Below are 14,408 nucleotides of genomic sequence, written 5' to 3' on the forward strand. Positions count from 1 at the left end.
TATTGTAAAGTGCTAAACAAAAGCACATTAATTGTTCATGATTTCTTGAATCTCCTCTTGGGTCAAAGTCCTGTCAAACAAGTACAGGTCATCAATATAACTTAGATCCGACAGGTGGTTCCAACCGATAAAGTTGGGTGCTCCTGAACCTATGGACAGTATGGAGCAGTTTTCCCAGCTTATGGTTTTTCCATCCATATCGCCTGTATTTACCACGGGTTCCCCGTTCAAATAAATAAGGGTCTGGGTTTCCGTAACGGTAAAGGCCACATGTACCCACTGATCAACAGTGGCATCGATAACATCCCCATCGTTCCACACGTCCCCGGCATCGGTGCCCAAATGTAGTTTGATACGCTGCTCGTCAGCACTTCCTTCCCTAATGAGCCTAAAACCAGCGGAAAGATCATTGTCCGTTCCGTTCATTGGTGGACTTACGGTTAAAATACCCGCTCTGTCGGGGTCGGAGTTGACCTTATACCAGAAAGCCCCGCTGAATTGATTGGTGAACAACCCATCTATCGGGAAGGTAAGATAGGAATCCGTAGCACCCGCATAGGCATTACTGCCCACAGCGCTCTCCCCTGCAAAACCAGGAGTGCCCACCACTGTGGCCTCTTCACCGGAGTTGTCATCAACATTGGACCCATCAAAAGGCATATAAAGTGTGGAGCTATAATTTTTTGGTGTGACCTCACCTCCAAAAACTTCAGCTACTTCTTCTGGAGAAAGTGCTTTGCTGTAGAATCTGAGGTCATCAATGATACTGTTATCGGAAGCATGTCCCCAATAATCGAACGTTGGTCCACCCGCACCTATGGTAAAGGTATCACAGCCCGTCCAATCAATCGGTGCCCCCATTCCGGACGACAGGACTTCTGTTCCATTGAAATAGATCACATTTTCACTATTTGATATGGTAAAAGTAATATGGACCCATTCGCCTGCATTTACATCAATTACATCACCATCGTTCCAACTTTCTCCAGCTCCTGTTCCAACGTTGAGTTTGATGCGCTGTTCGTCTGAACTTCCTTCCCGGAACAATCGGAATCCTTGGAAGCGATCGGCTGCATCATCACCTATGGTGATAATACCTGCCCTATCCGGGGTGGCATCCACCTTGTACCAGAACGATCCACTGAACTCGGAAGTCATCAATCCTTCCGCTGGGTAATTGATATAGGAATCCATTGCCCCCAAATAGGCCTGCCCCCCCACTTGACTTTCATCGGTAAAGCTTGGCGAACCTACTTGGGTTGCGGCTTTGCTTCCGATCAAATCAATATAATCTCCATCAAATGGCATATACAGGGATTCGCCATCATATTGGGGCACGTATGGATTTGCCGCGTTGATCATGATTTGAACATCGTTCTGTGTCAATGCCTTATCAAAGATCCGCAATTCGTCCATTTCGCTTGTATCATAGCCATGTCCCCAATAATCAAAGGTCGGGCCACCGGAGCCTATGACAAGTTCCTCGCATCCGGTCCAATCTATTGGAGCGGCCATGTCCGAGGATAGTATTTCCACCCCATTGAAATATATGGTGTTCTTTGTCTGTGAGATTGAAATGGCTATGTGGACCCACTCCCCTGTAGTGGCATCGAGCAGTCCGCCATCGTTCCAACTCTCGCCTGTACCGGTACCAACATTCAATTTGATACGCTGTTCATTGGCGTCCCCTTCGCGGAACAATCGGAACCCTTGGTTACGGTCATCCGCATTATCACCGACCACCAAAATACCCGCATTGTTCGGGCTTGGATTGATTTTATACCAGAATGCGGCACTGAACTCGGGATTTTTCAGGTTGTCCATTGGAAATGTCAGGTAAGAATCCTCTGTTCCTTGGTACGCATCGGCACCGAGGAATCCACCTCCAGCAAAACCCGGTTCCCCTACTTCATTGGCTTCTTGGAAGCTAATGAAATCCATATAATCCGCATTGAAGGGCATATAAAGCACTTCTCCATCAAATTGTGCACTATATGGTGCCAGTTTGGCAAAGTTGACCTCTTCGGTTGTTGTTTTGCCCTCGATATCGGTTGCTGTTACGGCAACTGTATGGTCACCATTCCCCAATCCTTCATAAGTTACTTCCTCCAATACAATCCTGTAATCCTTAAAGGAATTAAATGTGGCTATTTGAGATCCATCCATGGATACAGCAACATTCGCCACCTCTATATCGTCGGTAACCTCAAAAGTGACATCTATCGAGGTTTCTTCTTCAAAAGGCATCAATTCCACTCCCTCTGTCGGGTAGGTGATCGTAACCTGAGGCGCTGTTTCATCCACCCCGGCATCCACGGCCGTTATGGGATCGATTCCTTCATTACAAGAAACCACCAGAAGCCCCAAAAGGATCATTATGGATTTAACTATATGTTTCATCTTGTGTAGTTTATTTAGTTAGTATGTTATTGATCTTCACTGCCTCCGCCCAAAGTCGGTAGTGCATCCAGTTGTTCTTGCGGATAAGGCAAATATGCTTTGTCTGCAGTAAAGGTTCTTCCATCATAACTCAGTTCAGAGTAGTTTTCCAAACGCAACATGTCATAATAGCGAATTCCCCATTCCATACCCAGTTCAGCAAATTTCTCGTCCATTACATCTTCGGAGGTAACTCCTGACAAGGAAGGCATTCCAGCCCTTGACCGAACTAGATTAACGGCTTGATCGGCTGTCATTCCAGAGCCGCTGGCCCCACGTGTCAACGCTTCGGCATACATTAAGAGTATTTCAGCGTAACGGATCACGATCATGTTTTTTCCTCCCCCGTAATTGTTTCTTCCATCGGTCAATTGAACTGATGGCAGGTAATGTTTACCACTGGCGAACAATGCCCTGGCATAATCATTTACCTGATCACCGTCCCTCGTTGTGACATATGAACGGTTATCGCTGGTTGCTATATCCATGAAAGATGGGAGATCGGTGTAATTTGGATCACTCGCTACTTCTTCCACCCCTCTTGGTGAGAACAATACACTGGTCTCCAATCTTTCCAGATCCCCACGATCGAGCATGAATTTGATGAACTTGATGCTGGGCTCATAAAAACCCCATCCGCCGGAGGCATTTGCCCTGGCAGGTGTCCATCCCACTGGGCCGAATGGATCGTACAAATGATAGAATTCATCACTTGTACTGGAACCATAATCTGAAAATTGCAGTTCCATTAAACTCTCATCACTTAACTCTCCTGGCTTTTTGAACAAACTGTAAAAATCCGGGTATAGGGAAAATCTATTGGAATTGATGATTGCTGCGCAAGCATCTGCCATCCCTTGGTAGTCTTCCAATTCCATATAGGCCATGGCTTTTAAGGCATACGCCGTGTAACGGGTTATCCCTCCAGGGATATCTGTTCTTTCGTTGGGCCTCATGTTGGGCAACAAGAGGATAACTTCATCCATTTGATCGGCGATATACTGCATCATTTCATCCTTTGATGTGGTACCATCCATGATTTCAGCATCCGGTTGAGTGGTTTCGATAATGAAAACATCTCCCCATACCCTTGCCAAATTGAAATGCAGCCAAGCTCTCATAACCTTGATCTCCGCTATATATTGATCAGCGGTAACCTGGTCCTCCACAGTGGCAAATTCCTTGAAATTCTCGATCAATTCAATTTCTGTGTTCAATGAGACAATATCGCCGTAATGGATGTTCCAAAGGGAATTGTACATCCAATATCCTTGGTTGTAGATAAAGAGATCCGTATCGGTCAAACCATCCTGGGCATCTCCAACACCTCCCGGATTTACATCATCCCCCCTTACCGAGAGTAAAATGGGTTCTTCCCATCCTCTGGTGGCCATTATATAATAAGATCCCACCAATGCCTGAACCATATCCTCCGTTGCAGTATAGTCCAGATCATCTGCATTGAGTTGACCTTCTATATCTTCAAATTTATCCGAGCACGATTGGAAGGCAAGAATCGCGATCATGGCCAATACCAATCTGTACATTATACTATTGTTGTTCATCTCAATTTTCTTTTTATAGTTTAACATTAACACCTATGGTGTAAATCGCGGGGACAGGATATGTTTGGCGATCGACCCCATCTGACACTTCCGGATTGAATCCGTTGTAACTGAAGATGGTCAAAGGTCTTTCCGCGGTCAATGTGAATTTAAAGTCAGGCATATTGCCCTTAAGTTTATCACCACGAAGTGTGTATGCCAATTGAATGTTCTGGATTCGGAAGAAATCACCATCTTCCACCCAGAAATTACTCAATCGTTGGTTCCAACCGTCCCTAAGCCCGGCTGATGAAGGGTAGGTATTACTGGTCCCTTCTCCATGCCATCGGTTTTTGGCCAAATCAGCATCCATGTTGGTGTCATTGGTAAATAGGATCTCCCCTCTTTTTCGGTTCAAGATCTTATTCCCGCTTTGCCCGTAAAAGTTCATGGAGAAACCAAAATCCTTATAGTTGACACCAATGTTACCCCCGTAGGTGAACTTTGGTAAGAACGAGCCCAGTACCATACGATCTTCATCCGTGATCGATCCATCACCATTGGCATCGCTATAAATAAGGTATCCAGGTAGAATATCCTGTCCGTTGGCTATGGCGTTCTGTGCGACCGGATCGGCATCTATCTGTGCTTGGTTCTGATATACCCCGGTTGTTTCGTATCCATAAAAGGCATAGAGCGGTTCACCGACCAAAGTTCTTTGGCGGAATTCCGCGGAACCTGAATCGATATACCCTTTTTCATCCTCGATCTGTATGGCCTCATTCTTTACAGTTGTAAAGTTGGCTCCAACGGTATAAGTGAAATCAGGAGTGATCTCATCGCTCCAATTCAATGCCACCTCTACCCCTGAGTTACGGATAACCCCCGAGTTCCTAGAAATCGTTTGGTTTGCAATGGGAATATAGACCGGCATGATGGCATCCTCGGTATCCCTAATGTAATAATCCGCTTCCAGCGACAAACGATTGTTGAAGGTGTTCATATTGAAACCAAAGTCCAATTCTTCCACAACCTCCCAAGTCAAGTCTGTATAGGTGCTTGTTGCTGTAATCCCTGTGTTTGGGTTATCCCCCAAATCAACGGTTTCATTTTCAATGGTATTTGCACCGGCACTTGCAGGCACATTATCGTTGCCCAAGCGTCCCCATGCGGCTCTCAGTTTCAAAAAGTCGAAGAAGCCAACATTCTCCATGAATGGCTCTCGGGAAATTACCCAACCCGCACCCACAGATGGGAAGTAGCCCCATTGTTCTTTGGTAAACTTGGAAGACCTGTCCGCCCTGAAAGTCCCATAGAGCAAATAGCGGTTTTTATAGTTATAGGAAACCCTACCGAAATAGGACTGACCATATATTCTACTGTTGTCCTCTTCCACATTATTATTAAAGGACAATGGATCGGCGAAGTCCAAATACCAGGATGTTTCATAATTGATCCCGGCGATATCGCTGCCAGTTGCCTCAAACTTGTTGGAAGCTTCGTCCCTGAAAGAAGTACCTGCCATCACGGTTACATTGTGATTCTCGGCATAGGTGTCCGTATAGGTAAGTACATTGTCCCAAATCTGGTTATAATAATTATTCTGCTTCCTATTGATATCGGAAATACGCTGATCACCATATCCCATATTGAAGGGGAGGTTCACGTAGCGCTCTTCCAATGCGGAAAAGTCTATGTTGTAAGTGGTCTTAAAGGTAAGCTTGTCCTTGATAAGATCTGTCTCCAGATAAATGTTGGCCAACAACTTGCGGATCTTCAACCTATTGTCGTTATAAACCATGTCCGGGAAAGGGTTTTGCGTACCCCTGTACCCCAAAGCCTGGGCATTGGCATAGCGTGTCGGTGTTGCCTCGGTATTCATATCATCAAAGACCGGAAGGATTGGAACGGCAAAGTACGCTTTAAACCACGCTGAATCCTCTGGTGTCTGCTGGGTGGCATTACTGAAAACCGTGTTCACACCCATCCTTAAGTTGTCCATAACATCCACATCCAGTTTTGAGCGGATATTGAACCGTTCGTACTCATTTTTCATGTCCAACAAACCTTCTTGTGAAAAGTAGTTCGTGCCTAAGGAGTAGGACACATTTTCGGTCCCCCCTGTAACACTTATACTATGGTTTTGAATAATCCCGTCGCGGATGATCTTATCGTACCAATCCGTATTCACATCAGGAACGTTCGGGTTGATGCGGCTTCTTCCATAGCGCTGCATTGCATTCAAGATAAACTGCACATCCGCCTCTGAACCGGATTCTACGGCCATGGTCACAAACTGCTCGGCATTGGCCATCTGCAAAACATTTTGGGCCCGTTGCACCCCTGTATACCCATTGTACTCAATGGTGGGTTTTCTGTTTTTGCCCCCTGACTTGGTCTCGATAATGATAACACCGTTGGCCGCCCTTACCCCATAAATAGCGGATGAAGATGCATCCTTCAACACGTTCATGGATTTAATGTCGTTGGGATTCAAGAAGTCTATATTACTATAGAACATTCCATCCACTACATACAAAAGACTGGTGGCATCCGAATACGTACCCAGACCACGAATCCTGACTGTCGGCGATGCACCGGGAGAGCCTGGAGTAACAATCTGCACACCAGCCACCTTACCTTGTAAGGACTGGACCGGGTTGGAAGATGGGGTCTTTTCAATCTGCTCCGCATCAACGGTGGCAATAGACCCTGTTAAATCCGCTTTCTTTTGTGTACCATAGCCGACAACTACAACTTCATCTAAGCTTTGAGTGTCTTCTTGCATGGTAAGATCAATCGTAGTCCTATTATTGATAGGTACGGTTTGTGTTGTAAATCCAATGTAGCTGAACACCAAGGTTCCGTTACTTGGAAGGTTTTCCAAACGATAGTTTCCATCAAAGTCCGTTTGGATTCCTGTAGTAGTGCCTTGAAGCACTACGCTTGCTCCCGGCAACGGTTGTCCTTGATCGTCCAAGACCGTTCCCGAAATCGTTATATTGTTTTGTGCCAAAAGTACGACCTGAAACAACAAAAACGAGATTAGCAAAAGTTTGCTTTTAATTTTCATAATTGTGCAAAAATAGAGTTAGATTTTTACTAAATTAACAAAGAGTGAAAGGTTAGAGAGTCAGATGGAATACATAAAAAATACATCATCACTGCAATCGCTGAAAGCCCTTATTTCGCAACGTTTGCAGTAGTACTCATTTATTTTGATGTAAAAAGAATTAACACAGTGATGTAGTATTGATGTAGTGTGAAAATCAGCTTTGGGCACCTTATGAACACTCTTTTTTCTTCTTTAAAAGGTAATCAGGAAATTGGAAAGGTTCTCGGAACTATCCATATCCAATTTCTTCCGAAGTCGGTATCGATGTATCTCAACCCCTCTGATAGTTATCCCCATAAGTGGTGCTATCTCCTTCGTGGAAAGATTCATCTTTAGGTAAGCACAGAGCTTCAAATCCTTCGGGGTCAAAGAGGGATATGCCTTAAGCAATCTTTCGAAGAAATCTTCGTGCAGTTCTTTAAAGTTGACCTCGAAACGCTTCCAATCTTCCGTATCCTCAATGGAGTTGTTGAGCTTTTTAACAAATGAACGGTACCGCTGGGAATTGGAAAACTTATCCTTGTTCATGACCAGCATGTTCTTCAGTTCCAAGATCATTTCATTTTTCCTGGCAATGTTCAAGGTGGTACTGGCCAATTCATTTTGCTTGAGCCTAACTTCCTTGGCCAATTCTTCTTTTTCGAGTTTTGCCATACGCTCCTGCTGCTCGTGCTTCATGCGTTCTTCCAGTTCACGGTGCTTCCTATTCAACTTTTTTCTATTGAACCTCCGTACCAAATAAACGGCCAACAAGGCCAAGGCAACATAGATGAACAAACTCCACCAAGAAAAATACCATGGTGGCGCTATTTGAAAATCAAGTGTGTTGAAATCCGAGACCGTGTTGCCCATTCCCACTGTGGCAACCTTTAGAGCGTACTCTCCAAAAGGTAGGTTTTGAAAATTGATGAAACCGTTTTCCGAGTATTCGGAATACTTCTTGGGCCCTTCCAACTCGTAATAGTAGTTGGGCGAAATGTATTCAGGAGAAGCTATCTCCACAGTAATGGACTGTGAATACCTGAATGGGATTTCAAAGGCTCCACGCTTTACGGATCTCTTCATTCTTTGATCCTGCAGTACCACAAAGTCGGGTACCGGAATCTCTTGGACCTCGGAAATACTTTTCAACCCCGCATCGTTGATCTTGGCAAAACCGTCCGTTAAAGTAATGTACGACATACTATCGCTTACCTTGACCACATTTTGGGAATCGGGAGCCAATCGCTCACGCATCGGTAAATCGGTTATCATAAGGCTGTCCCCCTTTAAGTTGGTATGGATGATGGCTTTTTGTTCCTCATCATCAACAAACCAAAAGTACCTTTCATCAAAGAACAGCAGTTCCTTGTTCCGATAGTCCGTGAATTCATCAAAGGTTTCGATTCGGTCCCCAATGGGATTATAGTTGTACCAAGTGCCCTCACTGTTCAATACAATTTTGTTCTTGATGTTGTACAGTTTTACATTGTATTCGCTCGGGGCGCCTTCATGATCAAATGATTGGATTTTGTCGAGTTCATCATAAGTTCCTGCTTCAAAATGGATCCTAAAAAAACCTTTATAAGGATGTGCCACCCATAGCACGTTTGGGGTTTCAAAACACAATTGCTTTACTGGTGCGCTGTATCCTTCTATGCGCTCCACGTCCCATTTGCCATTTTCCAATTTTTGGAATTTGGCCAATCCATTGTAGGTTCCTTGGACATACGTGGCATTTTGGTCGGGAACTTTTATGATTTGATACCCTCCTGCCACTGAGCTCAATAGTTCAAACCTACCCTTGTCGACCTTATAGGTCCCTGTGTTGTGCCCGCAAAGTAAATCGCCCTCAAGGACTTCCAGATCCCATACGTGCCCTTGCGATCCTTCAACAAATCTCAGTTCATTCCCTTCAAAATAGAACACTCCCGTGTTACTTCCCAAAAACAACGTATTATTGAACCAAGCTATATCGTAGACCATTCCTAAAGTTCCTGTATAATCGGTATAGTAAGATATTGGATTGTTGAGTCGAACACGTGCAATTCCGTTGTCCAGGCCCAACCATAACTGATTGTTGACGAATAATGAAGAAAGCACTGTATTGTTTTGAAGTCCGGATTCCCTATTCAATATTCGGTAGCTTCTTGAAACCGTGTCATAGAGGTACATTCCATTTTTAATGGTTCCAAATCCCAATAGCCCCTGCCCCAAGACGGCTATTTTGTTCAATTGATGTTCCTTCAATGCCTTGTTGACCGGTGTTGACCAAGGCACAAGGTCTTTTCCATCATATAGGTAACAACCATGCAATTTGGTCCCTATCAATAGCTTGCCATCTAAAACGGCCATATCGTTCACCGTCTTGTCCAACAAGAGGTGTTGATCGGGCAAGGGCACCATTTTCTCCCCTTTGACTTCAAAAAGTCCCTTAACCTCAGCGGCAACCACCAATCGACCTTGGAACTCGATAAAATCCGAAACCACAAACGAAGGGTCCACAACGGTTATCTCATCATCGGCATACACATAAAGGACAGAAAAGGAGCGGAACAGCACTTTTCCATCTTGGGTGGCGAAAATTTCCCAAAATTCCTCGCTGGTAAAGGTATGGTCACCAATCAAGTGGGTCAGGGAAGTATATCCAAGTTCCCCGAATGCATTCTTGGTCCAATAGCCGAATTCCTCATAGGATCCTGTATAAATCCTATCTCCAATACTCTCCACAGAACGGATAATGGTGTTATTGGGCAACTTGTTCAGGGTCCATTTCTCTCCATTGTAGTGCAGCAAGCCTTTATTGTTGGCCACAAAAAGTTCTCCGTCCGCATTGGCGGAAACATCCCAGTTTTTACTGCCCCCCTTATAGTCCAACAATTGATAGTTCTGTATCGGAGGAACCAATTGCTGTGCCGCTACCGATAAACAGCCAAGGTAAATAACAATGGAAAATAGCCTAAATAACATACCGTATTGTTTAGAGCATAAAAATCCTTCGAAACATTGAATATACAAAACCACTGGAAATCATTTTTCCGGTAAAGTGTCTTTGTCAGACAAAAATGTACGAAGACATTAATCCATTACAAATGTACAACTGATTGATTTTTAGAAGACCGATCGGAGGCAGATTCAATCCAATTGAACATCAATTCTGTCCATACCATCGGGAAAGTCCATGACCAACGGCAGTAAAAAATAAACGGCCAAGGTCATCAATACAATAGATACCATGTTCATAAAAAAGCCAGATCGTACCATTTCCGGAATCCGTAAATAACCGGCCCCAAAGACAACTGCATTGGGAGGGGTTGCCACTGGCAACATAAAGGCACAGGACGCTGCGACCGTACAGGCCACCATAAGTATGAACGGGTCGACTTGCAATGACACCGCCAAAGGGGCCAGAACCGGTAACATCATGGCAGTGGTCGCCAAATTTGAGGTGATCTCGGTCAAAAAATTGATGGAAGCCACAACAAGCAATAAGACGCCAAACAGTGAAAACCCATCAAAAAATGTCATTTGACCACCCAGATAAAGGTCCAGCCCCGTATCCTGAAACCCTTTTGCTATTGCCAAACCTCCACCGAAAAGCAGAATGATCCCCCATGGAATCCCCAGGGCTTCATCCCATTGGATCAGAGGCCGGCCTTTACCATTTGCCGGAATAATGAAAAGCAATATTGCAGAACCGATCGCAATAATGGTATCATCAATCCCAGGTATGAGATTTTGCAATAAAAATGATCTCGTTATCCAGCAAAAAGCGGTCAGTACAAAAACGAACAGTACCATTTTCTCCTCCTTGCCCATGGGTCCCAATTCAACCAAGAGCCTATTAATCTCCTTTTTCCCTCCGGGGAAGCGTACCTCTTCCAATGGATAGGCCAACCTTGTCAGATACAGCCAGGCCAATACCAAGAGAACCGATGCAACGGGCACACCAAATTTCATCCATTGCCAAAAGCTGATGTCCACTCCATATGCCTCTTGGACAAAACCAGCAAAAACCAAATTGGGAGGTGTGCCAATCAAGGTTGCGATACCCCCAATTGATGCGGCATAAGCTATGCCCAACATCATTAACTTACCAAACAGCTCGTTCTCATCCTTCAGGGTATTGGGGCTATCCTTCAATTGTTTTACTATGGAAATGGCCATGGGCAATACCATCACTGTTGTTGCCGTATTGGAAATCCACATGGAAAGAAAGGCCGTTGCTACCATAAAGCCCAATACTATGGTATACATATTGGTTCCGATGGCCCTTATGATGTGAAGTGCTATTCTTTTGTGTAGGCCCCATTTCTCCATCGCTATGGCCAACATAAATCCTCCCATATAAAGAAACACATATTTATGGCCATAGCTGGCAGTGGTATCGCTCAATGAAATTGAACCCAACAAAGGGAACAGGATGATGGGGAGCAATGCCGTTGCCGCTATTGGAATCACTTCAAAGACCCACCAAACCCCTATCCATAAGGTAGCTGCCAAAATATCACGCCCCTCCTCGGAGAGGCCGTCCCCTGCAAAATGGAAATGGACCAGGGCAAATAGAAGCGGCCCCAATACAAAGCCGAATTTCTTATATGACATTATGTTGTTGTTTAGTTGTGCGTAAATAAAAAAGGGACAGTGGCCAAGGCACACTATCCCTTTGCGAAGATTACTGGATTTAGTCGATACGCTCTTGATCCATCCAATAGAGCAAGTAAGGTATATTGTAAGCATGCGTCCATCCAAACACGCGAAGCCCTTGATTTGTTTGCCAATTGGTAAATCTTCCCATGCTCATGGGCAAGTTCGATATCTCCAAAAGGTCTTCACTATATTCTGCTGCACTTTCGTATGCATCTGGTTCTTTTGGCAATTCACCAATTTTAAGCTTCTCTGCACGTGCAAGCGCCTCATCCAAATACACCTTTTCCCCACTGATTTCGTATCCTAACAATAAGGGGTAAATGGTAGCTAGATAAGATTCCATCTCGTGGTTCAGGGGAGGCACATCCCTTACCCATCTGGCGTGTTTCAACAAAGCTTTGCGGACCTTCTCATCCCCTGTTATCTGCTGATATTTATAAAGCCCTTGTGCCACATAAGTTTGACTGTAGCCATACCTGTCCAACAATAGATTACCACCTTGGCGTTCTTGGAACTCCAACGTCATTCGCACCCTATCATCGAGTTCATCTTTGTACTTTTGAAGTTTTGTTGCATCGTAAAGCTCCACTAGATTCAACACCGATAAATACAGTCTTCTTCCTCTAAGATCGTGTTCCCCCCAAATTCTATTAATATAAGTGTCCCCTGTCATTTTTGCCACCTCCAGCGCTCTATGGTCTGCAGCTAGATAGTAATCGGCTATCCATCCTTGAATCCAAACATGCGCACTCAACAAGGAATACCAGTGCTCATTGGCATGCCTTCTTCCTATACCTAAGTAGGGCGTGGACTCTGGTTCATCCTCGAAGTTCCAAAAATCGATAGCATCATTAATCTGTCCAAAGTAAGTACGTTTTTTAGGCCAATGTATGTTGTCCACATCCATAGTATGTCTACTCATGGCCTGCGCCAATTCGAAGTATTTTGGGTCACCTGTACGCATAAAGTTAGTCCACAACATAAAATCCACAGTGGGTTCGTTGTTGGTCCATTGAACCCATTTTCCATTATAATAATAGGTTTTTCCATCACCATAGTTGAACATCCCGTACCATGGTTCATGTTTTTGGTTGTAGGCCCACCACTGATACCTATATTGTAAGGCGTTTTCGAATTCAGGATGTTTGGAGGATATTGGTGCCATGTTACCATACACCTTGGAATTGACATACCATTCCGGAGTGGCATGTGCAACAGGGCTTTCCACAACGTAATCCATTTTTTCAGCTACATCCCTATCGTTGTCATGAAAGTAATATATAAATTCCGTGGTCTTGGTTATACCTTGAGCAAGATTGGCCAACATTCCGCCATCAAGTTCCGTATGTTGCCTTTCAAAGCTCATCGGGCCATTTTCTTCTGGCCATATACTTCCCAAGAGCAAATTATTGGACGGGTCAACTTTTATCCCTTTAGGATATTCTTTCATGAAGTTCTTAATACCTACACCTATTCCCCTTTTACCATCGGTAATGTTCATCCACCCTTTGGCTCTTTCCGATTTTGCAAGCTCATCTTCCCCATGCTTAACCGTTGCCTCGAATTCAATCCCATTGGAGTCATCATCAGTTTCGATGGTTTCGTTTAGATAAATGTTCCTTAGGCTGGCCGCTCTTCGTCTTGAAGGCCCTTTCTGCATTAGTTGAACTGGTGTATTTCCCTGCAAACTTGTTTCCTCTATGGTTGTTGATGCTTCATCATTTTGCCAAGATCCATCATACATTGGCATGGAAACCGTTGCATTATCATCCAAATGATACTTCAATTGGAGTCCAATCGCAGCGATTTTATCATTGGGTTGTGTCCAACCTTCATCGTCTCCCGTATTCTCAGATATAATTTTTTTGTTTTGTGTTGCGATGTTCGCATGTTCCCCATCTTGTGGTTTATGTTTATCAGGAATACCAGTGTACGTCATTGTATGTAATACCTTTATGTAACTTTTTCCCGCATACGCATGCAACCAAATGGTAAAAGGCGACAGGTTGTTGTCCTCCCTACTATAGAGATATGTTCCCTCAATCCTAAAAATTGTATGCATGGGACCGGACCCTTTTTCTCGGAATACTTCGTTTATAACAGCTTTGGAAGAATCAATTCCAGCATCGTCCAAAAGATCCAAAAAGGAACCCCTGTGCTTTTCTGGTGATGAAGCTATCAATTCGCTTTCTTCAAACTTCCCATCTTTGTTTGAATCGAGGAAAACCTCATCCAAAAAACCATTCCCTTTTTTATGGATTGAAAAAGAAATGGGTCCAGTATTGACATCTATTCCTCCTTGTGGTCTCATATTGTTTGTGGAAATTATTCTTTCATTAGGAAGGATAGGAACTACTTTGTCTCCATACTCCAACACATAATCCTGTGTATCTTCTGAAAAGAAGAATACCCATATCCATTTCACACTATCATCAGTTGGGGCCCAATTGCTTACCTCAGTGGTTTGGCATGGGATTTCTTTTCCGCTTGAAGTCATCAACCTTACATGATCTGCTGATTTGAGTTCTCCTTTGGCAAAGGGAATGCCCAAGGTTATGGGAGCCCCTTTTTTGTTGTTCTCTACCGTAATGCTAACCTGTTTCCCGGATGACTCGGTTTCAGTACAGGAATGAAGCAGGATACTTGCTAATAGAAATATAAGTAGTATTCTCATTTGTATT

General features: G+C 44.1%; 6 protein-coding genes. All 6 read right to left on the minus strand.

The features are described 5' to 3' along the window. Positions 1 to 27: 27 nt before the first annotated feature. Positions 28 to 2,400 (minus strand): LamG-like jellyroll fold domain-containing protein, encoded by a 2,373-nt coding sequence (locus tag PY092_RS18230; RefSeq protein ID WP_275617196.1) that lies wholly within the window; start codon positions 2,398 to 2,400, stop codon positions 28 to 30. A 26-nt stretch (positions 2,401 to 2,426) separates the two neighbouring features. After that, complete coding sequence (locus PY092_RS18235; RefSeq protein ID WP_275617197.1) at positions 2,427 to 4,004, minus strand: RagB/SusD family nutrient uptake outer membrane protein; 1,578 nt, start codon at positions 4,002 to 4,004, stop codon at positions 2,427 to 2,429. Positions 4,005 to 4,017: 13 nt separating this feature from the next. Then, on the minus strand, positions 4,018 to 7,056 hold the full coding sequence (locus tag PY092_RS18240; protein ID WP_275617198.1) for a SusC/RagA family TonB-linked outer membrane protein: 3,039 nt from the start codon (positions 7,054 to 7,056) through the stop codon (positions 4,018 to 4,020). 234 nt (positions 7,057 to 7,290) lie between these two features. Further along, on the minus strand, positions 7,291 to 10,047 hold the full coding sequence (locus PY092_RS18245) for a helix-turn-helix and ligand-binding sensor domain-containing protein (RefSeq protein ID WP_275617199.1): 2,757 nt from the start codon (positions 10,045 to 10,047) through the stop codon (positions 7,291 to 7,293). Between the two features lie 165 nt (positions 10,048 to 10,212). Continuing rightward, complete coding sequence (locus tag PY092_RS18250; protein WP_275617200.1) at positions 10,213 to 11,682, minus strand: SLC13 family permease; 1,470 nt, start codon at positions 11,680 to 11,682, stop codon at positions 10,213 to 10,215. Positions 11,683 to 11,761: 79 nt separating this feature from the next. Then, positions 11,762 to 14,401 carry an exo-rhamnogalacturonan lyase family protein gene (locus tag PY092_RS18255; protein ID WP_275617201.1) on the minus strand — a complete coding sequence of 880 codons (2,640 nt, stop codon included), beginning with the start codon at positions 14,399 to 14,401 and terminating at the stop codon, positions 11,762 to 11,764. Positions 14,402 to 14,408 lie beyond the last annotated feature (7 nt).

Origin of the sequence: Flagellimonas yonaguniensis (assembly GCF_029193885.1) — a bacterium.
GTDB lineage: Bacteria > Bacteroidota > Bacteroidia > Flavobacteriales > Flavobacteriaceae > Flagellimonas > Flagellimonas yonaguniensis.

Bases quoted from the DNA above. Each gene is read 5' to 3' on its own strand.
- PY092_RS18230 (WP_275617196.1), bottom strand. From the start codon at position 2,400: ATGAAACATATAGTTAAATCCATAATGATCCTTTTGGGGCTTCTGGTG.
- PY092_RS18235 (WP_275617197.1), bottom strand. From the start codon at position 4,004: ATGAACAACAATAGTATAATGTACAGATTGGTATTGGCCATGATCGCG.
- PY092_RS18240 (WP_275617198.1), bottom strand. From the start codon at position 7,056: ATGAAAATTAAAAGCAAACTTTTGCTAATCTCGTTTTTGTTGTTTCAG.
- PY092_RS18245 (WP_275617199.1), bottom strand. From the start codon at position 10,047: ATGTTATTTAGGCTATTTTCCATTGTTATTTACCTTGGCTGTTTATCG.
- PY092_RS18250 (WP_275617200.1), bottom strand. From the start codon at position 11,682: ATGTCATATAAGAAATTCGGCTTTGTATTGGGGCCGCTTCTATTTGCC.
- PY092_RS18255 (WP_275617201.1), bottom strand. From the start codon at position 14,401: ATGAGAATACTACTTATATTTCTATTAGCAAGTATCCTGCTTCATTCC.